Annotated in this window: 18 protein-coding genes; 9 read left to right on the top strand and 9 right to left on the bottom strand. The window is 52.6% G+C overall.

Features of this window, described 5'->3' with window-relative positions; all coding sequences use genetic code 11:
* The first annotated feature begins 258 nt into the window (after positions 1-258).
* The 6 genes from KK078_RS18695 (at position 259) to KK078_RS18670 (ending at position 6,747) form a co-directional block, all read left to right on the top strand.
* Positions 259-1,083, top strand: coding sequence for a hypothetical protein (locus KK078_RS18695; RefSeq protein WP_254091829.1), 825 nt, complete (start codon positions 259-261; stop codon positions 1,081-1,083).
* 122 nt (positions 1,084-1,205) lie between these two features.
* Positions 1,206-2,318 (top strand): DUF748 domain-containing protein, encoded by a 1,113-nt coding sequence (locus tag KK078_RS18690; RefSeq protein ID WP_254091828.1) that lies wholly within the window; start codon positions 1,206-1,208, stop codon positions 2,316-2,318.
* Positions 2,319-2,328: 10 nt separating this feature from the next.
* The gene (locus KK078_RS18685) at positions 2,329-3,255 is read left to right on the top strand and encodes a YihY/virulence factor BrkB family protein (RefSeq protein ID WP_254091827.1); all 927 of its coding nucleotides are present in this window, start codon (positions 2,329-2,331) and stop codon (positions 3,253-3,255) included.
* Between the two features lie 76 nt (positions 3,256-3,331).
* Positions 3,332-3,616 (top strand): hypothetical protein, encoded by a 285-nt coding sequence (locus tag KK078_RS18680; RefSeq protein ID WP_254091826.1) that lies wholly within the window; start codon positions 3,332-3,334, stop codon positions 3,614-3,616.
* 83 nt (positions 3,617-3,699) lie between these two features.
* Positions 3,700-5,142: a GDSL-type esterase/lipase family protein gene (locus KK078_RS18675; protein WP_254091825.1), complete on the top strand. Its 1,443-nt coding sequence runs from the start codon at positions 3,700-3,702 to the stop codon at positions 5,140-5,142.
* A 72-nt stretch (positions 5,143-5,214) separates the two neighbouring features.
* Positions 5,215-6,747 carry a TlpA family protein disulfide reductase gene (locus KK078_RS18670; RefSeq protein WP_254091824.1) on the top strand — a complete coding sequence of 511 codons (1,533 nt, stop codon included), beginning with the start codon at positions 5,215-5,217 and terminating at the stop codon, positions 6,745-6,747.
* Between the two features lie 157 nt (positions 6,748-6,904).
* Here KK078_RS18670 and KK078_RS18665 read toward each other — a convergent pair whose 3' ends face one another.
* Positions 6,905-7,186 (bottom strand): hypothetical protein, encoded by a 282-nt coding sequence (locus tag KK078_RS18665; RefSeq protein ID WP_254091823.1) that lies wholly within the window; start codon positions 7,184-7,186, stop codon positions 6,905-6,907.
* Positions 7,187-7,436: 250 nt separating this feature from the next.
* Between KK078_RS18665 and KK078_RS18660 the strand changes: the two genes are divergently transcribed.
* A complete protein-coding gene (locus tag KK078_RS18660) occupies positions 7,437-8,882 on the top strand; it encodes a T9SS type A sorting domain-containing protein (protein ID WP_254091822.1) in 1,446 nt (481 codons plus the stop codon).
* A 78-nt stretch (positions 8,883-8,960) separates the two neighbouring features.
* On the opposite strand, the gene KK078_RS18655 is transcribed toward KK078_RS18660, so the two are convergent.
* From KK078_RS18655 to KK078_RS18620, 8 genes are all read right to left on the bottom strand, one after another.
* A complete protein-coding gene (locus KK078_RS18655; protein ID WP_254091821.1) occupies positions 8,961-10,607 on the bottom strand; it encodes a glycoside hydrolase family 172 protein in 1,647 nt (548 codons plus the stop codon).
* Between the two features lie 5 nt (positions 10,608-10,612).
* On the bottom strand, positions 10,613-12,328 hold the full coding sequence (locus KK078_RS18650) for a RagB/SusD family nutrient uptake outer membrane protein (RefSeq protein WP_254091820.1): 1,716 nt from the start codon (positions 12,326-12,328) through the stop codon (positions 10,613-10,615).
* A gap of 18 nt (positions 12,329-12,346) precedes the next feature.
* Positions 12,347-15,406, bottom strand: coding sequence for a SusC/RagA family TonB-linked outer membrane protein (locus KK078_RS18645; protein ID WP_254091819.1), 3,060 nt, complete (start codon positions 15,404-15,406; stop codon positions 12,347-12,349).
* 428 nt (positions 15,407-15,834) lie between these two features.
* Entirely contained in the window at positions 15,835-16,725 is an 891-nt protein-coding gene (locus tag KK078_RS18640) for a PfkB family carbohydrate kinase (RefSeq protein ID WP_254091818.1), read from the bottom strand.
* A 13-nt stretch (positions 16,726-16,738) separates the two neighbouring features.
* Positions 16,739-18,472 carry a glycoside hydrolase family 32 protein gene (locus KK078_RS18635; RefSeq protein WP_254091817.1) on the bottom strand — a complete coding sequence of 578 codons (1,734 nt, stop codon included), beginning with the start codon at positions 18,470-18,472 and terminating at the stop codon, positions 16,739-16,741.
* 25 nt (positions 18,473-18,497) lie between these two features.
* The gene (locus KK078_RS18630) at positions 18,498-19,865 is read right to left on the bottom strand and encodes a sugar porter family MFS transporter (protein WP_254091816.1); all 1,368 of its coding nucleotides are present in this window, start codon (positions 19,863-19,865) and stop codon (positions 18,498-18,500) included.
* Positions 19,866-20,074: 209 nt separating this feature from the next.
* Positions 20,075-22,852 carry a hybrid sensor histidine kinase/response regulator transcription factor gene (locus tag KK078_RS18625; RefSeq protein WP_254091815.1) on the bottom strand — a complete coding sequence of 926 codons (2,778 nt, stop codon included), beginning with the start codon at positions 22,850-22,852 and terminating at the stop codon, positions 20,075-20,077.
* 162 nt (positions 22,853-23,014) lie between these two features.
* Positions 23,015-23,896: a hypothetical protein gene (locus KK078_RS18620; protein WP_254091814.1), complete on the bottom strand. Its 882-nt coding sequence runs from the start codon at positions 23,894-23,896 to the stop codon at positions 23,015-23,017.
* A gap of 164 nt (positions 23,897-24,060) precedes the next feature.
* On the opposite strand from KK078_RS18620, the gene KK078_RS18615 reads away from it, so the two are divergent.
* Entirely contained in the window at positions 24,061-24,651 is a 591-nt protein-coding gene (locus tag KK078_RS18615; RefSeq protein ID WP_254091813.1) for an RNA polymerase sigma factor, read from the top strand.
* A 78-nt stretch (positions 24,652-24,729) separates the two neighbouring features.
* The gene (locus tag KK078_RS18610) at positions 24,730-25,818 is read left to right on the top strand and encodes a FecR family protein (RefSeq protein ID WP_254091812.1); all 1,089 of its coding nucleotides are present in this window, start codon (positions 24,730-24,732) and stop codon (positions 25,816-25,818) included.
* Positions 25,819-25,918: the final 100 nt, after the last annotated feature.

Raw genomic sequence — 25,918 nt, 5'->3', positions numbered from 1 at the left:
ACGTGTGTCCGCCGGTTTTCAGGGGGGAAACGATCGTCGCCGGGCCGTTGTGGCGACCCATTACACTATTTTTGGTACGTCTGGAAACGTCCCGCATTTAACGTCACCAGGGGAGTTTGCAACGTTTGCGTTAGCGGTTTTTTGCCCCAAATTGAGTTATTTACTACACTAAAATTTCATGCCGATGTGAAAATTATCTCACTTTGAGGAAAATATTTCCCTTTCTTTGCCCCCGTTTTTCATGAAGGGCTTGATTCCATGCGGTTTTTAATCATTTCACTGTTTCTCGGTTTGTCGTTCACCCAGTCCCTGTACGCGCAGCTTGAAGTAGCGCCTGCGCCGAAGACTAAAAAAGGCTTACACGGTACGTTCTTCTTTAACTGGGGCTATCACCGTGATCTATATACCAACAGCACGATCCGTTTCCTGGACCGGCAGACGGGTAATTACGATTTCACGTTTTACCATGCCCGGGCGAAGGATCAGCCGGATTGGAATAATTTCTTTAAGACAGCGCCTACCGTGCCGCAGTACCAGGTCAGTGCCGGATATTTCTTTAACGATAAGCACGACCTGGGTATCGAGATAAGCTGGAACCACTTGAAGTATGTCGTGCGCGACAACCAGGTGCTGCATATGAAGGGCTGGATCGATGACCAGTACTACGACCGTGATACGCTGGTCACGCCCGAGTTTGTTCACCTCGAACATACCAATGGCAACAACTACCTGATGATTAGTTTGCTGAAGCGCTATGTGCTGGCATCGTCCAAAAATAACAAACACAAACTTAGCGCCGTGGCGCGCCTGGGGGGCGGTGCGCTGGTACCCAAGACCGATTCGTACATTATGGGTAAGCACAACGACGGTCCCTTCCGGTTTTCGGGTTGGGTGGTCGGCACCGGTGCCGCGATACACTACGACTTTTTTCAGTACTTCTTCCTGGAGCCGTGCATCAAGGAATCGTTTGCCAAGTATACCGACGTGAAGCTATACGAACGGGGACGTGCGCAGCATCATTTCTTTTCGACGCAGTTCATCTTGTCGGCAGGCTTCAATATTCCGACGCGACGTCAGTCGTAAGGGGCATCTTCCCGTAAGACCTTGCGTTGCGTAGATCGTACGCGCGCGATCCGTGCCCCTCGTTTCCCGCGGTGATACCGGAGGCGAACCGATGGGCATGGTATTTTTTTGTCTGGATCGTTATGGTATGGGCACTATTCATAACGGCATTCATCGCACTCATCGTCGCTGTAATTGTATTGCTGCCGGTTTTCGTTCGAAGGAGGTTTAACCGGATGCTGGAGAGCCAGGACGACTTTACAGGACGGGTGGCACGTGTCCGTATCAACCTCTTTGCCAGCAGGGTCAACGTATATGATGTTCGGGTGGACAGCCGCCATGCGCCAGCCGGGCAAGTGCCTGTTGTTTTCATTCCCCATATCTCGATCATCTTTCGCTGGGCGGCGCTCTTCCGACATATGCAGGATCTGACCATCCGGGTGAACGAGCCTCGCGTCCGGATGGTCGTACAGGATAAGGATATCGATGCGCCACCGGAGCCTCAAAAAGAGCCGGCCAATTTGAAAGTCTTGTTGGGGAAGTTACCGGCTTTTCGCGCGGACATCGACGTGCGGGACGGATACTTTCAGTATATCGGTCCCGTTGCGGATGTGCGTGCGGATATTCCCATCACCGCGCTGTACCTCAGTATCCACGATCTGACCAACCGTGCTATCGCCAAACATATTTCGCCCGTGGACGCAACGGCGACGGTGTTTGAAGGTCACGCGGTACTGCGTGCGAACCTGATGCCTCTGGCCGATACGTTGACCTTTGCGGTAACGCTGGAGCTTCAGGGTGTGAACCTGGTATTGCTGAATAACTTCCTGCGGCGTTATGCCCGCGTGGATGTCAGTAAAGGCAGGCTGGATGTTTATGCCGAGTTGGGTGTGGCCCGCAATGCGTTCAAGGGCTATATTAAACCGATCCTCAAGGACCTTGATTTTCTGGGCGCCTCCGGCGGGCGTGGCGGCTTGCTGCAAAAGATGTGGGAGCGGGGTGTGGCCCTGGCGCTCAAGTTGCTCAAGAATCACCGAAAGGGTGAGATCGCCACGAAGATCCCTTTTCAGGGAACGCTCGACAACCCGAACGTAAGCGTAGGGGCAGCATTGCTCGGTATATTCAAGAATGCTTTTATACGGTCTGTCAAGCCGTCGCTGGATAATGTCATTAGTGTACGTACGCTGTGGAAGAGCGCGCGCGCCGTGACCAGCGACCTGCTGGACGGGTTCGTGCAACGACGCAAAAGCGCATAATACTCCGGCTATGAAAAGACTATGGAATCGGGTTTCCCTGTTCTGGAAGATCCTCAAACAAACGTTCAAGCGCTGGAGTGATCGCGAGCCTTTTAACAACAGCGTCATCATCGCCTACTATACCATCTTTTCCCTGCCGGGTCTTTTAGTCATTATCATTAACCTTGCCGGCGTGCTCTTTGGACCGGAGGCCGTGACGCACCAGGTTAGCGGGCAGATCAGCGGCCTGGTGGGACAGGACACCGCCAAGGATATTGAAGCGATGATCCTGGAGGGAAATAAAAGCAAAGGCACCGTGTTGTCAACTGTGCTGAGCGTCGCGACATTGTTGTTTGGGGCGACGGGTGTGTTTTACCAGATGCAGCAGGTCCTTAACAAAATGTGGGATGTGAAGCCGAAGCCAAAAGGCAAGATCTTAAAGCTGGTGAAAGACCGGATCTTTTCGTTCGGCCTGATCCTGGTGGTCGGGTTTCTGCTGCTGGTGTCGTTGTTGCTGTCGGCGGCGCTGAGTGCCGTGAGCGACTGGGTGAGCAGTATGTTATCGGAGGCGTTTGCTGTTTTCTTTCATGTACTGGATATTGCCGTTTCCGTTGGGATCATCACGCTTTTGTTTGCTTCGATCTTTAAGTTCCTGCCCGATGCCAGGATCCGCTGGCGCGACGTGTGGGTGGGCGCCCTTCTTACCGCCGCCCTTTTTGTTGTTGCCAAGTTTGCATTGGGTGTTTATTTCGGCAATGCGAATCCCGCGTCAGCCTACGGTGCGGCGGGAACGATCATTCTCATCATGCTGTGGGTTTCTTATGCGGGGTTGATCCTGCTCTTTGGCGCCGAATTCACGCAAGTGTACGCAGAGGCGCACGGGCGTCATGTCGAGCCGGATAGCGATGCCGTGCCGGCAACGGCGGAAGCTCTGAAGACGGCGCGCACGGCGTCGTAGGGCCACCATAAAGATGGAGGTATTCCAACCCTTTGGGGGTCTTTTGGTACTATTGTATTGTAAAGTGACTACAACCATGATCATCCTTCGAAATCGCCGTTATCGCGCCGCTATGCTTACCACCGGAATCCTTTTACTGGTGTTTGTGATCTCCTACCGGGATTCGTTCGACACGACGTCTGAAAGGCGTCGGGCTGCCGAATCGGTTCATCTTATGGGGCGCAGTATTTCCCGCGTGATGACCGAAGCATCTTTCTTTCAACCCATTATTCAATTCACAGTGGGGGCTCATGAAGGCGGTGCAGGGAAGCAACATCATGCATTGCCCGTTGAAGAGGCAATGTTATATAAACGGCGATAATTTCCTTCGAGGCCAGACGCATAGCATGCCGTTAAGCGCGCGATTAAGCGCTTGTTAATCGCACCCGTTGTATTTTCGCTGGCATGAACGTTATCATTCGCTTATCCCTCTATATCGCCGTGCTGCTGGCGATGCCCCTCTCCATACTTCACGCCGGGCCGGGCAAGATCCGCGTGGCTTGCCTCGGGGCGAGCATCACCTACGGCTCGCTGCTGGAAGATCCTGCCCGGCAATCATTCCCCGCGCAATTGCAGACGTCGCTGGGCGGGCGCTATGTGGTAAAAAATTATGGTGTGCCTGGCGCGACATTGCTGAAGCATGGAGACATTCCGTATCATAAGACTCAGGAATATCAACAGGCGTTGCAAGATAGTCCCGACCTGGTGATCATCGATCTCGGTGGGAACGACAGCAAACTGATCAACCGGATCTATCTGCATGAGTACGAAGCCGACTATCGTGCGATGATTGCCGCGTTTAAAGCGCTGCCGTCGGCGCCGCGTATTATTTTGCTGTTGCCTGCGCCGTCGTTTGTGACGGATACCGCCGGTATTTGGGACCCGGTGATCGTGAACCGTGTTATACCGCGGGTGCGGAACGTGGCCTTTGCTGAAAGGGTGGAGGTACTGGACATGCATTCTATTCTGATCGATAAAGCGGATCTGTTCCCCGATAAGATCCATCCCAACCTGGCGGGCACAACACTGATGGCGAAGAAGATCGAGGCGGTGATCCGACAGGCGCGGGATGCGGGCTTCGATTTGCCTGCGCGCATGAAGGTTGCGGGGAAGACGGGAGCGTATCACGGCTATGAATGTGTGGCGTTTACGTGGCAGGGGAGGGATTGCAAGGTCGTGAAGCCGAAGTTGGCCGATAAGGAGCACCGCTGGATCTGGCGTGCACGATTCTGGGGGCATGAGCCGCAGACGGAGGTTGCGTTGCTGGAGCTCGGCTTCCACGTAGTATACTGCGATGTGGCCGAACGGTTGGGCAATAAAGAAGCGGTGGAGACCTGGAACGGGTTCTACGACATGCTGACGCGGGGTGGGCTTCACCGGAAGGCGGTGATGGAGGGCATGAGCCGGGGCGCGGTGTATGTATATAATTGGGCTGCAGAAAACCCTGCGCGTGTGGCATGTGTATACGTCGACAATCCAGTGCTGGATCTGCAATGCTGGCCGGCACGGCAGTACAAGACAAACGCTGCCGACAAAACAGAATGGGAGGCCTTCAAGAAGGACTATGGCTTTTCGACGGATGCCGAGGCGCTGACGGCCCGGGTCGGGCCGATCGACAAGGTACCCCAGATCGTGCGGGGAAAGTATCCGATGTTGCACGTCTGTGGCGATGCCGACGAGGCTGTGCCTATGAACGAGAATACCTCGCCCTTTGCGAAAAAGGTGAGAAGTCTGAAGGGCCATATTGTGGTGATCGTCAAGCCTGGGTTTAAGCACCATCCGCACAGCCTTCCGAATCCGACGCCCATTGTGGACTTTATCCTGACATCGATGGGGCGCAAGGGGTGACCGGATCCGGTCAATGTCGCCGATATGATCGACGCATGGCTGGAAAATCTATGATTTTTCAGATATTGAGACATGAGAAATGCGTTTATCCTACTCGTGCTCGTCGCCAGTCTGGCGGCAACGGCTCAAACGAATAAATCGACGACCGAGCCGCTGATCCTGCGCGGTAAACTTAGCAACAGCCCGGAAAGAAAACTCAAGGTGTTTTTTTATGATGAGCACGGTGTGGTCAGTGTCGATACTATTTTTCTGGATACCGATGGCACGTTCTTTCTAAAGACATATCGGTGTACACGCCCCCAGCAAACCGGTATACAGCAGCACCAAACACAGATCAACGATATATTTGTCGCGCCCGGGTACGACCTGGTGATCACCGGAGACGCCACGAATTTCGAGACCCTCTTTACATCGGCTACGATCACCGGCAGGGGTGCTACCAGCAACCGGTACCGGCAGCTTAAGAATGATTGGTACTGGCGCCACAAACCCGATACGTCGTGGTATGATCTGGGAAAGAAAAGCCTGGTACGATATGCTAAACGGGAAAAACAAATACACGATTCCCTTGCCAGTGTTGCATTCTCGGGCCTTGCCCCCCAGGACGATCCTTATGTTGATTTCTTTAAGCGCAGCATTATGCTGGATAATAGCTTCGCGCAACTCTATTACTTGCTGGCACACACCAATATTTATCAGCTGAATGCTGCAGAAAGTGAAGACCTGGTGAACGGGAATATAGATCGTAAACTGGTGACGGATATGAACCATGAGACACCACTAACCTACACACGCGAACAGCTGATGGGTGGGAATATCGATCGTGCGCTGGTGACGGGTCTGAGCAACGATGCCTATCTGACGTCGAGCTACTATAGGACCTGGATTGTTGGCGAGTACCTGAACTACCTGGTTCGGCTTGATTACCTGAAAGAGCCCGCGCGAAAAGGGGAAGATCTTTATTCCTTGAAAAAAAGCGCTCAGGTATATTCCGGGAAAGTCAGAGATCTTTCGCTGTACCGCAAAATGTCGAACGAGGTGGGCTCGTGCCAGAGCCTTGAACGACTGAACGCCCTGGGCGATCTTTTTCAGCCGTACCTTTCGTATTTCACGGATGACTTTTATCGAAAATCGATCTCCGAGCAATTTGCCACGCGGGCGGACTATCTCTTGCAAACCAGCATCGGAAAGCCAGCGCCTGGCTTTACGTTAAAGAACGAACATGGGCAGGCGTATAGCCTGGGAGATTTTAAAGGCAAAGTCGTTTACATTGATTTCTGGGCCAGCTGGTGCAAGCCATGCCGGGAAGAGACTCCTTTTCTGGAGGTAGTGTATAATCAATACAAAAACGATCCACGCATTGCCTTTGTAAGCATTTCGGTAGCCGACGGCCAACAGGCGTGGCTGAACGCGCTGAAAAAGGACAAGCCTACGTGGCTGCAATTGATCGATAGCGAAGGCAAAGTAAAAGCAGCGTATAACGCCAACCTCATACCCCGGTTCGTGATCATCAATAAAAAGGGTGAGATCGTAAATTTTAATGCGCCGCAGCCGAGTCGTAAAGACGAATTGTTGAAGCTTTTGGAACAGGAAATGGCGTTGTGAATCGGGTTGCTGTTGAAGGAGAGATGGATTTTACCTGGGAAGAAGATAACGAGGAGAGCCAGAAGAAGATCTGCCCGAAGCTGTATGCGAAGTTTGTAGAGTCGTAGCCGGCGGGTAAATGCAACGTGTAGAGAAAGGGGCGGATGCCCCTTTTTTGTTATAATGTAACCATTTGCTTCCAGGTTTTCAGGTCCACGGCTGTTTCCTCCTTTTCATCGTCGAAGACTATCCAACAGCCGCATTTGTCGGCCAGGGACCTCAATTGGTGGATTTCGCTTTCCGTAACAATATGTCTTCCATATTGCGGACTGCCGCCGGTTACTATATTCCACAGATCAAATTCTACTCTATTCATCCAGCCAGCGGAAAAACCTTTCTCGGAGATCTGGCTCATCAATTCTGCTAACGCGCGTTGGTCTTCGTTTAAATCGTGCAGCATGAAGCGAAATTAAAAGATGTGCCGACAGAATCAAATGCATTAACCGCTTGTGGAATGGTTGGGTGGACGATGTGGAACTGGAGGCCTCTGAAATAAAAAGAGAACCGTCGGTTGTCTTTTTGTAGCGCAACATCGAAAGTTATTGTATATTCCTTCATGTCTATAGGTGCCTCCTGAACGATGGCCACCAGGCGTTGGCGTGACCGACTCGATGTCTTATACTCTTTAACAACCATAAACCCCCGTGTGTATGAAAGCCAGTTCTACCATCCGTACGTATTGTTCTTTGAAAAATCTAATGGCCTTTTTATTGCTTATCGTTTCTGTACAGTTGCATGCGCAGATCCCCGGCGGCGTAGCCACCACCATTTATACCCCCATGGGACAGCCGGTTTTTGCGATCGTTAATCCCGAGGATGCCTATTACCGGGACTATGTAAACAACGACAATATACAAAGGATCAACCAGCATGGCTGGTGGGTGCAGGTCGAGAGTGGGGCTACCACAACGTCTCAGTGCCACGGTTGGGCATGGTCGCAGTACAACGGCGGCCCGGCCGTAGAGATCAATGGCGATGTCAGGAAATATTTTACCAATGACGCCGTGGAGGAGATCGCGCCGTTGACGCAGGAGAATTGGGAAGAAGGCGTGATGATCGTGTTTGGCGCAAATATGAGCGTGCCGGTACATACGGCTATTACCACGGCCGAGTACGGTATCGTGCGGTCGAAATGGTGGTATGGCGCTGTGTACAGGCATACGCTGGATGGACACCCTTGGGGGGAATCGAACTGGCAGCGGGGTTGGTATCGGGTAAAAATGAACGGTGACCAACGGGTCTGTGCTTTCGGTTCAACCCCCGGTTATTCTACGACATCGGCGATCCCCGGAGCGACGTATAGCTGGAAATTGTCGGGCGCGCCTGTCGGAGGCAATTCCAGCGCGGTGTCGATATACCACAATTTTTCACCCAATACCAATAAGACCCTCAGCGTGGAAATCCATTGCCCGCTTTCCGGAACGACCATCAAGAGTTTCAGAAAAATATGTTTTGGTGAAAACAGCGGGTATGTATCGGGCGGCTCCTATTATATCATGGGATCGATGAATAACACAAACCTTTGCCCGTATACCAGCTATACGCTGTATGTCAGCCCGCCTTGCTCGGCTTCCGGGTTTACCTATACGCTGCCCCCCGGGTTTACGATCAACTCGGCGTCGGATTTCAGCCTGTCATTCAGCACGGGTGCCGGGGGAAGCGGATCGATCGAGGTACACGCCAATGTCTGGTGTTCTGTCAGCGCGAGCCGCTGTTGCGTGCCGGCACCCGGTTCGAATGTTCTCATTGCCTACGCCTATGTGGATACGTATAGCACCTCTTGCGGATGGTCTCTGACGGTGTCGCCCAACCCGGCTGCCGACTACATTGATATCGAGACCGGTGGAGACGAACGTCAGGATGCCGCAACAGGCGAAGTACTCTTCGGCCCGGCACCGGCTAAAAACGTATCCGGCGATGTGGGTGAGTCGTATCTTCTCACGGTTTACAACAGCCAGCAGGTGTCTGTATTCACGACCAAAAGCAGAGATCGCAAAGTGACCGTCAGCACACGTCAGATGCAGAATGGTATCTATATCGCCGAAATAATCCGAGGTAAGGAACGAATTACCAGGCGTTTTGCTGTGGATCACTAGCCAGGGATATAAAGGAGGCTGCCCTTTTGCGGGCAGCCTCTCCTGTATTTTCAATTTCCCGTTGCCGATCACCGGCATTCAATAGCCATCCTGTTGCCCGGCCTTTTGATACCAGTAGGCCACGCATTCGTACAGACAAACATTCCCGCCGTTCTTACCCCATGCATCCTCCTTGTATTTTTCAAGCGTTCCCTCGAAGGAAGTAAAGAACGGAACGTTATCGGCGATCTGGAATCTGCTTACGACGGTGTGACCGTTACCGGTGACGGGCGTATAGGGCTGAGCCGCAAAGGGGCTATCGAAGAGCGGGAAAGGAGGCTCGGCCGACCATGCGTAGCCTATATAGTCTTCGCTGCCTGTTCCGAAAGAAGAGGGGAATTTCTCACCGTCCACAAAGAACTTCTCATCGCCTTCTCCCCACCACCAGTCAATTGTTTTGTCGCCGCCCTCGCCGTACCACCACATGCGGGGTTCGGCCGCCGGGGCCTTCCAGGTATTGGCGACGTGCAGCGTGATGCCGCAATACCGGCCCTCTCCCGTGGTTGTCAGTACTGGCCAATCGATCTTTCTTCCTTGTGCTTTGATCTTATCGAAGCCTTTGCCACCCGTCTGTTTGGCATGGAAACGCAGCAGCTCTTTGGCGGATTTTCTTACAGGGGTATGTACAACGGACCATTTTAGTGTGTGCGTTTTGGGGCCTTTGTTCACCAGGGTGATCGTTGCCTTTTCCGCGAAGGGCATATACCAGTTGGAATAGAGCGACTTTCCATCGACCGAGCCGATCGTGTGCGTCCGGTATGGTTGTATGCCCGGCAGCGCCCCGAAGAACAGCCCGATGGGGGCCATGACGGACGGCTGCGTATCCGTATCCCAGGTAATGCTGATCCAGACATTTTCCAACAGGTCTCGTTGTTTCGCCGTGTCGGCCCGGTACGTTTCGTCGATCGCCAGGTCGAGGCGAGTGACGGCGCGGTTCCCAACGATCGTCTTGACGGGGGTGGTGTTGTTTGCTTTCGCTGTGACCGTTGTGTTTTCGACCTGCTCACCGTCGTACTGTTTTCTTGTGAAGCCCCTGTTATACAGGAAGCGATCCGCTTCGGCAAGCTTGATAGCATCTGCCCGGGCATAGCTTCCCGTAAATGCCGGCAGGACTGTGCCGGCGGGCATCGTGGAATACGTGATATGATAATACGCACCCCAGTTTTCTTCCAGTACGATCTTGCAATGTTTGTTATAGGGTATGGGTAAAAACCGATTCCGCCCGCGCGACAGCGTCATGACGAAGCTGGTGAGGTTCATGGGAGGCATGGTGTTGTTGAAACTTTCGAACAATGCCCGGAAGGGTTGGTCGACGACCGGCGTGGTGGCATGATCGATGTAGATCTTTATTTTTCCTTCTTTGGCCAGCGCGCTCCAGATGCGCCAGATCACGCCGGGGCCGTCGCTCTCGAAGACAACGTAGCCGCCATCTTCTTTCCGGATGTACCCGCGCCCGTCGTCGTTTGCTTCCCAGTGAACGTAGCGGTCGGTCTTCGCATCATAGTTTGCCGCCCGGTCGTAGCTGGTGAAGGTGCCTGAGCGCTCGCCTTTCAGCGGTGGCATCGCCAGGTGCTCGAGGTCATAGACCCGTTCGATCAGATCGGTATGGGTAATGGAAGTTTCACTTTTCTGAGCAATCACCAGAAAGGGCGTCAATCCCAAAAGCATTGTTCCGAGAATCTTCATATTTGTTATTGCCAGCCGTTATTTTGTTTGTACAGGTTTCTGCTGAGGTTCATTTGTGCCAGCGGGACAGGCAGATATTCGTCTCGTCCGGCTGTAAAAACCGCATCTTTCAGGAATGACGCTTTTTCTTCCTCTGTATCAAAATAAGTATTCAGCGTTTCGGCCGCAATGCCCCAGCGCACCAGGTAAAAGAATCGATCTTCTTCCATGGCAAGTTCCAGCCGGCTTTCCCAACGCAAGGCCTCACGGGCAAAGTCCTTCGTCCAGTTACAGTTGAGACCGGGCTTGTATTCGTCGATGTGGTAGTTTGAGAAGGTCGTATTATCGTCATACTCCAGCAACGCGGTGCTTTCTGCGGCGCGTTTTCGCAGGGCGTTGATAAAGGGCAGGGCCTCGTCCTGCCGGCCGAGCTCGATGAGTGCTTCCGCTCGCCAGAGCAATACTTCGTCGTAACGCAGGATGTCCCAGTTCTTAGCGCTCGACATGAAAGGCGGCGCCTTCTGAAACGAGGCGTCGTCGGGAGACACGGTTTCTTTTAAGCTCATGTAATAGCCGTAGATCTGCGGCGAGCGTACCCATGCGTTGGCGAACGTATAGCGGGAGTATTTATACGGGTGGCCGGGGATCGCCACTGTATGATCCAGTCGGGGATCGAATGTGAACGTTTGGAAATCGTCGGTTCCTGCCCGTACATCTTCATCGTTGAACGTATCGAACAGGGGAAGGCCGTTCGCATCGGTCTTAAAAGCGTTGACAAGGTTCTGGCTGGGAGCGTGAAATCCACAGCAGCCGAACTCGGGGTTCATGGGGTAGTTGAGCTTGTGACTCCAGTCTATTCTGCCGAGCGGCGTTGCATCGTCTTTGGAATATTGAATAGCGAAGATCGACTCGGTGCCATTTTCAGATTCCTCGAGAAAGTTTTGGGCGAAATCTTCGTGTAAGCTATATACGCCTTCCAGCTCGCTGCACAGCGCTACTACTTCTTCCAGTTTTGCCTGGTCAATGCCGGTCACCTGGTTTTGTTCATTTTGCTGATAGGCCTGGAAGAGCAGCGTTTTGGCGAGGTATGCTTTGGCGGCGTATTTATTCGCCCGGCCCGGTTCTGATTGTTCGTCGGGAAGGTTTTCTGCGGCAAACCGGAAATCGTCCGCTACCCTGGACCACAGCTCGTCGTTGGAATAGACATCGTTCGAGATGGTGTTGTATTGGTCCTTGGGAATGGTCTCGTCGATATAGGGCATGTATTTGAAGAGGATCTTCAGGTTGAAATAAAAGTGCCCTCGCAGAAAACGCATTTCCGCCTGCCGTATGGTTTTTTGCTCAAAGGTTGCTTCTTCAACTTCGTTCAACCGCCTCAACGCGTCGTTGGCTCTGGAAATGTTTACATATAACCGAAACCAGGTTACGTCAATGTGCGGGTTGTCGATCCGGTTCAAGGCAAATACTTCGTAGGCATGCATTTCTGCCTGATCGTTCGGGCCGTCGCCGCCTTTATATGCGTCGTCGCTTCGCACGCTGCCCTGTGGCCAGAGCGCGGCTACAAAGGGCCAGTGGTCGCTGCCGAGCAGGGCGTAGGCGCTGATGACCATTTTCTCGAGGTTTTCGGGTGTGTTCAAGTCGTCGCCCGATACAAAGCCTTGTGGTTTTTGATTCAGGAAATCGTCGCAGGACGTCACCACCAGGCAGGTGATGACAAAGGCCCACTGTAGTATTCTTTTCATGCTATGGTGTCTTTAATTTCAGAAGGATAAGTTAAGGCCGCCGGTATATATGACCGGTATAGGATACGCGTTCCCCGGATTTTCGGGGTCGGGCGCCGTATACGATCTGCTTTTGATGGTTACCAGGTTGTTGGCCTGCACATAGAACCGGAGGTTTTGAACACCGCTCCCGGCCAGACCTTTTACGGTATAGCCCAGCTGTACATTCCGTAGTTTGAGATATGAGCCTTTCTCGACGAAATAGGTAGACGCGCGGCCCTCGTTGTTTGAATCGACGAGTGTCACGGCCGGGATGGTGGAATTCGGATTCTGCGGCGTCCAGGCATCGAGTGATCGGCGGCCCCAGTTGCTGCCGGCCCACAGCGTAGGGAAGTCGGTTAGCGTTTTGTAGGAGTTCTCTACGTCGTTGCCCTTCACGCCCTGCCAGAAGAAATTGAGGTCGAAGTTCTTATAGGTAACCGATGCGTTCAGGCCGTAGCTGAACTTGGGGTCTTTCACGCCGATGTAGTCGCGGTCGCGGTCGTTGATCTCGTCGTTGTCATCGAGGTCTTTATACCGGATGCGCCCAATGCCTTTGCCTACCTGCGCGGCATGTGCTTCGACCTCGGCCTGAGACTGGAATATTCCGTCGGCCACATAGCCAAAGATCGAATTGACGGAACGCCCTAAGATCGTTTTGTCGGTGCCGTTGCCGGGGTAGGAGCCCAGTATCTCGTCGGGGAGCTTTGTTATCTTATTGCGGTAGGTGGAGATGTTGCCGGTTATGGTAAAGCTCAGGTCGTTGATCGTCTCGCTGTAGGAGAGCAGTACTTCGATGCCTTTGTTTTCCATAGAGGCGCCGTTCGCCCATCGTTTGCCGCCCTCGCCGATAACGGCCAGGTAGGCGGGCTCGATCAGGATATCGGAGGTCTTTTTGACGAAGTAGTCAACCGAGCCCGCGATCTTCTCGTCGAGAAATCCAAAGTCGACGCCGTAGTTCGATTGAATGGATGTCTCCCATTTCAGGCCGCTGTTGCCCTGCTGGATCAGCGCAAAGCCGGCCGGTAGCTGGCCCGTACCGGCGCCGCCGATGTCGTAGGCCGTGCCGCGGTCGAAATTCCAGACACCGTCGGTGGCATAGACAGACTCATACAAGGTGTTGGTGGCGTTGTTGGCGATCTCCTGGTTGCCGGTCTTGCCCCAGCCGTAACGCAGCTTGAGGTTGCTGACCACGGGAATGCTCTCTTTGATGAATTGTTCCTCGCTTAGCCTCCAGCCAAGAGAGAATGCCGGGAAGATGCCGTACTGGTTGTCGCTGCCGAAGCGCGACGAGCCGTCCCGCCGAACGGTGACAGACGCCAGGTACCGGTCGTCGTAGGAATAGTTGACTTTGGCAAATTGCGACAGTAATGCGTTGCTGGAGCCGCCGCCGCCGTTATCCTTGTTCGACGACCCGGGATTGAGGTAAGCGTAGTCGATCTCTTCCAGCGCATATCCTCTGCGTGATGCCCAGAAGTCCTGCCCCACATACCGGATCATTTCCGAGCCCAGCAGGAAATTGAAGGTATTCCGGCTGAGGTCGAGATCGTAGGTCAGCGAATTCTGCCACACCCAGTTGCCGCCGACATCTTGTTTGGTATTGACCTGGTTAGAGGGGTCTGAAAGAAAACCTGACACATACGACTTACGCAGGGTGCGTTCATAGTTTGTCTGGTAATCTATACCAAAACTTGTTCTGAGATGAAGGTTGCGGATCACTTCGAGGTCGGCATATGCATTGCCCATCAGCCGGACGAAGTACCCTTTATTTTGTTTGTTGTCGTCGATAAGTCGTACGGGGTTGTGGCGGTCATTCATGCCGGGCGCCGGTCCGCCCCAGCCGCCCGTAACGGTATGCACCGGTACCAGGGTTTGCTGCACCAGGGCGGTATACATCACATCGTTTATGGGAATAAGTGTATTCACAAAATGGGTGGCCATGAGGTTTTCGCCCACTTTCAGTTTCTTGTTAAAGAAATTATATTCTGAATTCAATCGTGCGGTATAACGCTTCGATTGAGACTCTTTGATAATACCTTTATTGTCGAAATAGCTCAGCGAGAAGAAGGTACTGCTTTTATCGCCGCCGTTGGCAATGGAGATGTCGTACGACTGGATCAACGACGTGCGAGCGATCTCTTTATACCAATCGGTGTCGGCCGGCCGCATCGTTTGCTGGGCGTCGATGAACTCGGGCAGGATGACCTGGTTCAGTACGGGCACTCCGTCTACCATCTCCCAATCGAAGTCGTAGATCTGGTGATTGCTGGGGTCGACACCATCGTTCACGGCCGATTGCCAATACACGCGGGCGCGTTCCTGGGTGTTGAGCATGTCGAGCTGCGTGGTATAGCGCTGGGTGGACAGCGAAGAATTGAATGTTACTTTACTGAATCCGGCTTTCGCTTTTTTGGTCGTGATGATAATCACGCCGTTCGCCGCCCGTGAGCCGTAGATCGTGGCCGCGGAAGCGTCTTTTAGAACCTGCATGGACTCGATGTCCGCCGGGTTTATCTGCTCGAGTCCATTCTTGGTAGGCATACCGTCGATTATATAGAGCGGATCGTTGTTGCCAAGCGTACCGATACCTCGGATCCGTACCGTGGCACCACCACCCGGCGAACCGTCGGCGGTAACGGTCACGCCGGGCACGCGGCCCTGCAACGCCCGCATGGGGTTTGCGGTGGGCATGTCTTTGATCTCCGTCATTTTTACCACGGATACCGCGCCGGTGAGATCTTTCTTTTCTTGCGTGGAGTAGCCGGTAACGACGATCTCGTCCAGCTGTGAAACGTCGGCGGGTAGTTCGATGTCAATGGTCGATCTGTCGCCTACTTTTTCCGTTATCGTTTTGTAGCCGATAAAGGAGAATAACAACACATTGTCTGCAGCGGCCGCTATTGCAAAGGTTCCGTCGGCGTCAGTCACCGTTCCCGACGTGGTTCCCTGTATGGAAACGTTCACCCCCGGCAAAGCCTGACCGGAGCCGGCTTCTGTTACCCTTCCGGTCACCATCGCCTGGCTCAGGGCCAGGCGCGGTATCGCGAAGGTGAGAAGCATTGCTAGTAGAGTTCTTACATTCATGGGTTTTAGAGTTTGTGGGTTGTGTTTAAGGGTACCTAGGACGATCAAAAGTATAGCACCCACCCGCGATCGATGTTCCGTCTTGTATCAAGGTTTTTCACTATTGGATCAAGCGCATGCATCGCCTGTAAATACCGCCAACGATTGCATAGAATCTTCTTTTCTAAATCGTTTTACTGCTGTTTCGGGAGCCCGGGGCTTTTGAAATTGATACATCCTTGGAGTTTTGTATCATGAAGCGGAGTAACAAAACCGGAAGCAAGATGTAAGAGGCCGGAGCGTGGGAATACGTGTTGGCGTATCGGCGAAGCGGTGTGAGTAACAGCGGTGATGAGCGGTAAGTACAAAAAAAATACCCCACCGGATGGCGGGGTATATGTATGAACGCTGATTATATCGATAGATCAGGCGCCCGTGACAAGTCGAATGATCTCGTCCGGATAATCGGGTATAGGGCCTTTCCTGCTGGCAACAAAGGCACCTATCTGGTTGGCGATCCGGGCGGCTTCTGCAACGTTCTTGCCCGTTACATAACTGTAGACGAACGCCGCGCTGAATGCGTCACCGGCGCCGATGGCATCGCAGAGCTCGATCTGAACGCCTTCGACGGCGTGCAAGACGCCCTGGTGAAAAACAAAACACCCCTTGTCTGCGGCTGTAATGATGACGACGGCAATCGCAAATTTTTCGCAGATCTGCTCGGCAAATGTCTTCGTATCATGTGACCGATCAAAGATCAGGTCTGATACCACGGGCACCTCGTCGATGTTTAGTTTCAGGATCGTGCAGCTGGCCAGCGAATCGCCAATGATGTTTTTTGAATATCCACCTTTACGCAGGTTGACATCGTAAAAGATGTGGGGGAACCGGTGGTGGGTCAGTATGTTTTTCAGCGTTTGCGCAGAGACAACGTTTCGCTGGATCAACGAGCCGAAGTAGAACACGTCGAAGCTGGCGGCATTCACCTTCTCCGCAAATTCCGGATACCGGATGTTGTCGTAGGCCACGTTCTCGAAAATGATATAGTCGGGCTGGCCGTGTTGTAAGATGACCTCGACTGTTCCGGTCGGTAGTGCAGCGTCTTGCTGTATGTAGCGTGTGTCTACACCGTGATGAACGGCCCTGGCAGCGGCTTTTCGGCCGAGGTCATCGTGGCCCAGGCGTGAAATGATAGCCGACGTGGCACCAAACCGCGCCAGGTGGCTCGCAAAGTTAAAAGGTGCCCCTCCGAGGAAGGGCTCGCCCTCGATGATATCCCACAGGATCTCGCCGTATGCTAAAGAACGAATGCTCATGCTATAATCCTGATCACTTCGTGGTCCAAATTGAATTGAGCTCGTGAACCTCCAGCTTCCGGACAAGGAACTTGCGGTTGGGGTCGCGATCGGTTGCCTGGGCTTCCACGTTGTCGTTCTTTCTGCCGGTGAACGCCGTTACGTAATACAGCTCTCCATCGTTGATGAAAAACTCCAGCATGTTCTTGTCGACAATAGCCTCGATCTTGAAGGTGGCATCCGTGGGAGCATAGAGTACAGGCGACTCGTTTCTGCCGGTGGTGGCGGAAAAGGTCCATTCGTTGTCAAACCGCAGCTCGTATCCGAATATATTCAACACCATCGGCACGTTGCCACGCTCGAACTCGGCTACGATGTGAACGGGGGCATCCGGGCTTACCGTTACACGGGCATTGCTACCGGCGGTAACCATGCGATCGTTCACACGTTGGCTGCTCTTGTGCAAGGTATTGATCTCCCGGATGGGGGTAGGGCACAGGCGATAACCTGAGTCGCTCATTCTCAGTGTAAGCTCCGTGGGGAACAGCATGGCCTGGTTGAACGGCATACCGGGATGTGTAATATCGCGTCCCCAGCCGATTTGAATCCTTCGGTTGTTTGGGGCATTGTTGAACGTTTGTGCTGCGTAGAAGTAGCCGCCACCGTGCTCGTATTTTGTGAAGTGCTGCTCTACGGTGAATGCCTTGCCATTGAAGGAGCCCACTACGTAGCGGCCGTTTGCGTCGTACATAATCCATTTTTTTACACCGGGCTTACCTTCTACGGGCAGCTCGAAAAGATCGGGACATTCAAAGAACCCTTCCACTCCCGACTGGTACGTCCACTGTTTTAAATCGGGCGAAGTATAGATGGAATGCTCGCGCACCATGACCTCCGGTCCCTGGCTCATTTTTTTGGGAACGCTCGCGTCCCACACCACCATTACCCAATGTTTGCCGGGTGCATACCAAAATACTTTCGGATCACGGCCTTCGCCGCGGTGCTTTACGACGGGGTTGCCGGCATAATCTTCGAACGTCCGGCCTTTGTCATAACTCACCTGCAGGCACTCGCCGCGCCCGGTGCTGGTGTATGCGGCAATGATCGGATCGACGCCGTTCTTGCGGAAGCCGGCGGTATTGTCGGGGTCAACGGTAGCAGTACCCGAGAATGCAGCGTCGTTCACAACGCCGTCTTTCACCACGGGAAAGATCGCTTCTTTCAGTTGCTTCCAATGGAGAAGATCGGTGCTGACAGCATGGCCCCAGTGCATATTCCCCCAGGGCCACCCATAGGGGTTATGCTGGAAGAACAGGTGGTATTCGCCGTCGTGATACAGCAGCCCGTTGGGGTCGTTGATCCACCCGCGTTGCGAAGAGAAATGCACTTGCGGGCGGCCCTTCTCGTGGTAGACACTGTCCTGACCGGGATAGGCAGGTGCAGCCACTACATTGTTCAATCGGCCGCTTGCGATGGCTTTACCATCGCCTTCCTTGAGCGCGATCTGGAGTGTCTTGCCCTGGTAGGCCGATACGTCAAAGTATGTCCAGAACTGGGGTGTTCCTTTGGCGAGGTGGATCGTGAACCTGTCGAGCGGCTTTCCATCCAGGGTAATGGTAGCTTCCACGGAAGGGTCGGCTGCGTTGACGGGCAAGTTCAGGTACAGGTCGCCTTTCCTGATCTTGATCTTTTTAACCTCGGAGGGTGCTTGCGCAATCGCTCCGTAGAAGAAGGCCATGCAGCACACGGTATAAAGTATATGTCTCATGTGTTTAGTTTTTTGCTTCTGTTTTTTAGTTGCCCGTTCCGGAGCCTTTTTGTGCAAGTTGTGGCGTCTCGTCGTGCGCGCTTCGTTCGTTCGGCACTACTTCCTGTTCCAGCGTCTTGCCGCGTGTTTCGGGCATAAGCCTGATCACGAATACCAGCTGCAGAACCATCATGACAGCAAAGAAGAGAAATGTATTGCCGCCGCCCAGTGTTCCGGCAATATAGGGAAAGCTGAACGCGATCACCGCCGCCATGAACCAGTGTACGAAGCTGCCCAGTGCCTGGCCTTGAGCACGTACTTCATTGGGAAAGATCTCGGAAATAAAGACCCAGATAACAGCTCCTTGTGAAAAGGCAAAGAAGGCAATGTAGAGGAACAAGCTCAGGGGCACGATAAACCCGCCGAAGTCAGAAAGATAGAAAGCCCTTGCCACGATGGCCAGTGTGATGATCAACCCGACAGAGCCGATCAGCATCAGTCGCCTTCTTCCAAACCGGTCGATCACGTTAATGGCGACGAGGGTAAAAACGAAGTTGACCAGGCCGGTGCCGGCACTTGACAGGAACGCTGCGCTGGCGCCCATGCCGGTCATTTCAAAGATGCGGGGCGCATAGTATATGATGGCGTTGATGCCCGACACCTGGTTGAAGAATGCGATGAGAAATGCCAGCGCGATCGGGAATGCATATTTGCGGGAGAACAGCCGCTCGCCGGTAGCGGTCCGGCCGGCGGATTGCTGAATAGCCTGCAGCTCGGCCGTGGCCTGCGCCGGATTGATCTGCTGCAGAATGTTTTTTGCCTCCTCGATTGCGCCTTTCTTGAAGATCAGCCAGCGGGGGCTTTCGGGTATGAACAGGACCGCCACCAAAAATGCAGCCGACGGGAAAGCCTGGATGCCCAGCATCCATCGCCAGGCGTTGGCGTTGACATCTTGTAAGAGGTAGTTGGAAACAAAGGCGATGAGGATGCCCAGCACTACGTTGAACTGGAACATGGCAACGAGCCGTCCGCGGTGTGAAGCCGGCGAGATCTCGCTGATGTACATGGGAGCGGTTACGGACGAGCACCCTACGGCAATGCCGCCGATAAAACGGAAAATCAGGAAGGTGGACCAATCGATGGCCAGCGCAGAGCCCAGCGAGGAGATAAGGAAGAGCACGGCGATCCAAAACAATGTTTTACGCCGCCCGATCCGGTCGGAGGGATATCCTCCGAACATCGCGCCGATCACGGTGCCGATAAGCGCAATGGACACGGTGAACCCGTGCTCAAATGCACTCAGGTCCCACAACCGCTGCACACTTTGCTCGGCACCCGAAATAACGGCTGTGTCGAGCCCAAAAAGAAAACCGCCAAATGCAGCGATCACTGACCAAGTAAGAACCTTTTTCATTGCGAGAAGTTTCACGCAAAGTATCGGCGCGGCCGCAATCCGGTTTGCGATGAAGTACCAACCTTTTTCAAAATTGGATCATTCGCTCGCTGGAAAAGAAACCGTTACAAACGTATGCAGCACCGGCCCCTTGCTGGTTGTCGATACAAATTCGAACAGAGAAATGCCGTCGGCGGCTTCTACTATTGTTACATCCTTCTAAAATCGTTTCAATTCGGGGTGTGCAGGCTCATCTTATTGGACCTGAACTCGGTAGGGGGCTGTTTTACTTTGTTCTTAAAGATGGTGGAGAAATAGGCCGGCGATGAGAACCCAACCTCCTGGGCTATCTCCGCAACGCTTTTGTCTGTGTTCAGCAGCAGGTATTTTGCTTTCTGAAGCCGGACGTTCACCAGGTAGTCGTTGATGCTGAATCCCAGCAGGGCCTTGACCTTGCGGTATACCTGCACACGGGACATGCCGAGCTCGTGGGCAATCTCGTTGGCGCCCAGGTCGGCATTGGCCACGTTCTTTTCGATCAGGGCGGTAAAGTCGTTGATGAATTTGCGATCGAGGTTGCCGGGGGCGGTGGTGACGGTGCTGACATTCAGGCCGTGGATGTAGTGCTCGCGCAGTAGCTTGCGATTCCTGAGCAGGGCCTTAATGCGTTCGCTGAGGTATTCAAACACGAACGGCTTGGTGAGGTATTCATCGGCGCCTGTCTTTACACCTTCAATTTTGTGCTCGATAGAGCCTCGCGCCGTCAACATGATCACCGGAATGTGGGAAGTCCGCAGGTCATTTTTCAAGGTGGTGGTCACGTCAATGCCGCTCTTGCCGGGCAGCATGACGTCGCAAATGACCAGGTCTGGGACGGTGCTGAACGCTTTTTCAAGAGCCGAAACGCCGTCCTGTGCTTCCTGGATATTATAGTGCGGCTGCAGCTTCTTCCGGATGAAGAAACGCATTTCCTGGTTGTCGTCTATAATAAGAACGGTGTGCTCCTTAATAGTAAGATCGTTTTCACTGTCGTTGTCGGCAGTGGACAGATGTATATCCTCGGCAATGGCCTCGTGGTCGACGTCGTGTACAAACGCGCGGTCGCGGGTGGCAATTTCGTTGTCCGACAAATGCGCTTTGCCCAGTGGCAGCACAATACAGAAGCGCGTGCCTTTTCCCGGCTCGCTGGTCAACAGGAGGCTGCCGTGGTGCAGCTCCATAAACTCTTTTGATAACGACAGTCCTATGCCTGTTCCGGCGGAATGCTCACCGGTGTGGAAACGGTCGAAAGCGTGATCGGCATCTTCCCTGGACATGCCCACGCCGTTGTCTTCCACAAAAATGATCGCATTCCTGGCGGGCTCGTCCACTGAAATGGTCAATGTTATTTTTCCATTGTCATGGGTGAACTTAAATGCGTTCGACAGGAGGTTAAAGATGACCTTGTCGAGCTTATCAGGGTCAAACCATACCGGAAGCCGGTCGGCATGGCCAAGCAATGTATACCGGATGTTCCGTCGGGAAGCTGTCTTTTGGAATGCCGCCATGACGTCTTCGATGAACGCCACGAGATCCAGCTCACTGGCCCGCAGCAGCATTTTCCGGTCTTCGATCTTCCGGAAATCCATCAGCTGGTTGACGAGCCGCAACAACCGGACAGCATTTTTGCGGATGAGGCGAAGGTTGTCGGTGGACGTTATTCTGTCGGGGGTGTTTTTGGAAATGATCTCGTCGATCGAGCCGAGGATCAATGTCAGCGGCGTTTTGAATTCGTGCGAGATATTGGTGAAGAACTTCAGCTTTTCCTGTGTGGCCAACTCTGCCTTCTCGGCCATTTCCGCAATCTCGTTCTTCTGCTCGAGGATCAGGTTTCGCTTCGCTTCGAGCTGCCGGTTTATCTCGTTCTTTTCACGCCAGGCCAGGATGGCGGCAGCACCGCCGATGATGGTTGCCACCAGGCTGGCCAGCAATATATAAATGAGTACAGACTGCTTGGTATAGGCATTGACCTGCTCATTGATTTTTTCCTGCTGCCGCAGAATATCCGCCTGCTGACTCGAGATCTTGTCGGTTTGCAGTTTCATGACGCGCACATTTTTCGGATCGATGACCGTGCTGAGCAGCATATTGTCTTTATCAAAGTGCTCCTTCTTCAGGATCCTGCCGGCCGTGCGAATGGCCTCTTCACCGCCGGTGGGGTAGAGGAACGTGGCGGATAAGATCTTGTCATCCACGAGCTGGATACCCGCCGCCGGCCCCGGCAAACCATCTATACCAATGAACTTTGTATCGTTGTCCGGTCGACTTTCTTTAAACACCTCATAGGCGCCATACGCCATTACATCGTTGTGTGCAAACACCAGGTCTACCGCAGGTGCTTGTGTGATCGTTGCCCCCAGGCCATGTTTGACAGTGTCGATCTCCCAAGCGCCATCGAACTCGTGTACAATATCGATGTCCGGAAAACCTGACAATGCGCTCATGAATCCTTTGTGTCTTTCTACGGCCGGTGTTGATCCACGCAAACCCCAGATCTCTATGAGTTTGCCCTTTCCTCCCAGCAGCTCGGAAACATAGGACCCTGCCAGCTTACCGATCTCGTAGTTATCCGCGCCGATATAGGCGGTATAAAAACTGGAGCTGATCTTTCTGTCGACAACAATGACGGGAATGCCCATTTTAAAAACTTCTTCCACCACGGGCGTGATGGGGCTGGCCTCGTTAGGGGACACGATCAACAGGTCGATTCCATTCTTGACGAGGTCGCGGATATCGCTGATCTGTTTGGCGTTGTCGCCGCGCGCGTCCCGGTATTGCAGGTCGATCTCCGGATGAAAGAGAAGCTCACCCTTCATGGCCGACAGCATCTGCCGTCGCCAGGCGTCACCGCCGGTACATTGCGAAAAACCAATCGTGTACTGCCGATCCTCCGGGTCCTGGTGGCAGGAGAGGAGACTGAGTGACCACAGCAGGAGTGCAAAGGTCCGGGTGAGTGTAGCGTTGAGCATGGGGCGTCGTTATGCTCTAAAGCTACGAAAAATGCGAATACGAGCAGTTCATTCGATTGAATTGCGTGCGCGGGAATGGCATAGACCTCTGAACCGCGTGCTCAGTGGTGTTAACGGCAACCTCTGATGTGCGATTCCTGGGATGGATCGCCCGGCATCCTATCAGTTTGTGACCGCGTTTGTTTGCCACACAAGTTGCTTGAGGGCCGGCTCAAACGCAATCACATGAGCACCGCCAAAAGCAACGAAGATCCGGTCGTAGTGTTCCAGTGCATTTTCGATCTTTTTTAAAAGGGCTTTATCGCGGATAACCTTGGAGGCTCTTCCGAGTTCGCAGTACTTGCCATTGTCACTCAAAAAATTGAAGCATGAAATATCAAATGTATCACGATCGAACGGTTGGCCTGTTTTTTCGCTGTACAGCTTTTGAAAATACATCAGGCTTTTTTGCGACGCCTCTACTGGAAATCCATTCTTTATTAAATAGTCATTTATGAAGCCGTCGTATGCAGACTCGAACGATTGATTGCCGTTTGCGCCAAATTTAGCGGGCCACATAAATCGTTCAATAGTATAATAGAGGAACAAATCCTCCCGGGGATAATCCTGGAGCATTGCTGCGAACTCGTCTTTCGCTGCCAGATCACCATCGACCATTTTGACCCCGGCCTGATCACAGAGGAATTTGAGATACCCGGTTTCACCGTCGCGTAAGATCGCTTCGCTTCGCGAAGAAAAATGAACACTGTCGGATACAGGGCCGCCTTCATTGAAAGCAATATCCGGACGGAGGTGTCTAAAATAGATCTCCATCAAATCAAATTCTTTGCCCGTAGTATCTGTTGAATGAGGACAACCTACGACAACAACCTGTTTGCCCGATACAGGATTTTTGAGATCGAGCACAAGAGGACCCGCGAGGCCGCGGATAATATCGGCCACTTCTATATAACCGATCATCGGCGGTATATTGTCTTTGGGAGGTGGCGCCTGGCACGACGTGATTGCCAGGATGAGAGCACCCAGGAGATGAAGGGATTTCATGTGTAAGCTTAGATAATAATTAAAAATAGTGGAAGCGAGCGGAAGTATGATACCCGCTCATTATATTATTTGATGCCGATGCTTTGGGTGATTGTCGGCAAAAAACGTTTGCGGAAACGGATCTTTATTCTAAATTGCGTAGAAGTACCCCTAACCTGTGTAGCATGTCCAAAGGCGATACGCAGCTCGACGATAACATCTGGCGCTCTTTTAAAGACGGAGACAAGGCTGCATTTGCTGCACTGTACCGTTTTTATGTCGGTGCGTTGCTTAACTATGGCAGCAAGATCTCAGGCGACCGTACGCTGGTAGAAGACAGCATTCAGGATCTGTTTTTTGAATTGTGGAATACCCGGGAGCGCATTACTGAGCCCAATTCCATCAAATTCTATTTATTCAAAGCGCTTCGCTACAAAATTCAACGGAACACAAAGTCAAACGATTTTACCAATACGCTCGATCTTGATCTGTTTGAAAATCTCGCTTCGCCGTCGCATGAAAGCAAATTGATCCGCTTTGAGGTGCAATCGCAACAAATGGAAAACCTCCGCGCGCTGATCAGCCAGCTGCCTAAAAGACAGCAGGAAGCGATCAATCTTCGCTATTACCATGACTTTTCAAACGAGGAAATTGCGAAGATCATGGGCGTAAACTACCAGTCGGCCGCTAACTTCATATTTCAGGCCATCCGCAAGCTCAAGGTTAATCTCAAGGTATCTGTTACCAGTTTTTTCATTTTCCTAAATTTTTTTTGAGTTAGGGGAGTAAAACCGACCCATTTCGTGCACTATAAGTTTGAAAGCGCTTAGCAAGTAGAACTACAATACGCCCGAATGGACCACAAAAACTTAACCGTTGAAGATCTTGCTTCAAATGAAAGCTTTATAGATTGGGTCAAACAATCAGATCCCGAAGCTGTAAAGTATTGGGATCTATATATCTCCACGCACCCGGAAATAAAGGAAAAAGCTGAAAAGGCCCGGGCGTTGGTCCTTAACCTGAAAGCAGCAGAAGAGACAGCGTACGACAGCGCGCAGGTCGATGCTATGTGGGCCAACATCCAGGACCGGGTAGAGGCAAATGCGGGGCGTTCTCCTGAACAGACGGTCTCAAAAAAGATCTGGGCGGTAGCCCTGGCGTCTGTTCTTTTCCTTTCAGCCGCGGCGGTGTTTTGGTTCCAGCCACGGTTGATCCGGATTGATCAGCCGCTGTCTGCATATAATCAACAGGGCGACGACTTTGTCGAGCGGATGAACGATACCGATGAACCGCTTGAGATCCGACTGGAAGACGGAAGCACGGTCGTGCTGGAAAGCAAAAGCAAGCTGAAGTATAAGAAAGGATTTTCAAAAGATTCTTTGCGCCAGGTATACATGCTGGGCAAAGCTTTTTTTAATGTGACGAAGAATCCCTACAAACCTTTCATTGTTCATTCCAATGAAGTCGTGGTCAAAGTATTGGGAACGAGCTTTCACGTGGAGTCTCCGGAAAATGGCGAGAAGGTTCTCGTATCGGTGAAGACGGGTAAGGTGTCGGTCTCGGCGCCGACAGAGGTTGTCAAACATAATGATAAACTGGGCGGGGTCATACTCCTGCCGAATCAGCAGGTTACATACGAAAGAAAGAATCATCAGTTTGAAAAGACGTTGATCGAATCTCCTGAGTTTTTGGGCTCGACCGAGATTGCACCCAGCGATTTTGCATTTGACAATGCGCCGATCGCGGAAGCGTTTCAGACGATTGAATCTGCCTATGGCGTGGAAATAATCTTCAACGAGGAGGTTATGAAGAATTGCTATATAACCGCCCCGCTGGGATCGGAATCCTTGCGGGACAAGCTCAAAATAATATGCGAAACAATTGGCGCCAGCTATGAGATCATTGATGCGAATGTTGTCATCAATAGTGCTGGCTGTCAATAAACTTCAACCCACTTAAAAAATGAATTGCCTATGAAATAATAAATACTCGGAAAAAAATCGGTGATGTCAGAACACCATCGACTTGCATTACAATCACGGG

This window comes from Dawidia soli (assembly GCF_018598185.1).
Taxonomy (GTDB): domain Bacteria; phylum Bacteroidota; class Bacteroidia; order Cytophagales; family Cyclobacteriaceae; genus Ohtaekwangia; species Ohtaekwangia soli.
This window is presented reverse-complemented; position numbering and strand designations above follow the sequence as displayed.

Excerpts from the sequence above, each read along its gene's own strand:
- KK078_RS18645 (WP_254091819.1), bottom strand. The coding sequence starts at position 15,406 with ATGCTTCTCACCTTCGCGATACCGCGCCTGGCCCTGAGCCAGGCGATG.
- KK078_RS18640 (WP_254091818.1), bottom strand. The coding sequence starts at position 16,725 with ATGAGCATTCGTTCTTTAGCATACGGCGAGATCCTGTGGGATATCATC.
- KK078_RS18630 (WP_254091816.1), bottom strand. The coding sequence starts at position 19,865 with ATGAAAAAGGTTCTTACTTGGTCAGTGATCGCTGCATTTGGCGGTTTT.
- KK078_RS18695 (WP_254091829.1), top strand. The coding sequence starts at position 259 with ATGCGGTTTTTAATCATTTCACTGTTTCTCGGTTTGTCGTTCACCCAG.
- KK078_RS18670 (WP_254091824.1), top strand. The coding sequence starts at position 5,215 with ATGAGAAATGCGTTTATCCTACTCGTGCTCGTCGCCAGTCTGGCGGCA.
- KK078_RS18690 (WP_254091828.1), top strand. The coding sequence starts at position 1,206 with ATGGTATGGGCACTATTCATAACGGCATTCATCGCACTCATCGTCGCT.
- KK078_RS18635 (WP_254091817.1), bottom strand. The coding sequence starts at position 18,472 with ATGAGACATATACTTTATACCGTGTGCTGCATGGCCTTCTTCTACGGA.
- KK078_RS18685 (WP_254091827.1), top strand. The coding sequence starts at position 2,329 with ATGAAAAGACTATGGAATCGGGTTTCCCTGTTCTGGAAGATCCTCAAA.
- KK078_RS18655 (WP_254091821.1), bottom strand. The coding sequence starts at position 10,607 with ATGAAGATTCTCGGAACAATGCTTTTGGGATTGACGCCCTTTCTGGTG.
- KK078_RS18615 (WP_254091813.1), top strand. The coding sequence starts at position 24,061 with ATGTCCAAAGGCGATACGCAGCTCGACGATAACATCTGGCGCTCTTTT.
- KK078_RS18650 (WP_254091820.1), bottom strand. The coding sequence starts at position 12,328 with ATGAAAAGAATACTACAGTGGGCCTTTGTCATCACCTGCCTGGTGGTG.
- KK078_RS18680 (WP_254091826.1), top strand. The coding sequence starts at position 3,332 with ATGATCATCCTTCGAAATCGCCGTTATCGCGCCGCTATGCTTACCACC.
- KK078_RS18660 (WP_254091822.1), top strand. The coding sequence starts at position 7,437 with ATGAAAGCCAGTTCTACCATCCGTACGTATTGTTCTTTGAAAAATCTA.
- KK078_RS18620 (WP_254091814.1), bottom strand. The coding sequence starts at position 23,896 with ATGAAATCCCTTCATCTCCTGGGTGCTCTCATCCTGGCAATCACGTCG.
- KK078_RS18610 (WP_254091812.1), top strand. The coding sequence starts at position 24,730 with ATGGACCACAAAAACTTAACCGTTGAAGATCTTGCTTCAAATGAAAGC.
- KK078_RS18665 (WP_254091823.1), bottom strand. The coding sequence starts at position 7,186 with ATGCTGCACGATTTAAACGAAGACCAACGCGCGTTAGCAGAATTGATG.
- KK078_RS18675 (WP_254091825.1), top strand. The coding sequence starts at position 3,700 with ATGAACGTTATCATTCGCTTATCCCTCTATATCGCCGTGCTGCTGGCG.
- KK078_RS18625 (WP_254091815.1), bottom strand. The coding sequence starts at position 22,852 with ATGCTCAACGCTACACTCACCCGGACCTTTGCACTCCTGCTGTGGTCA.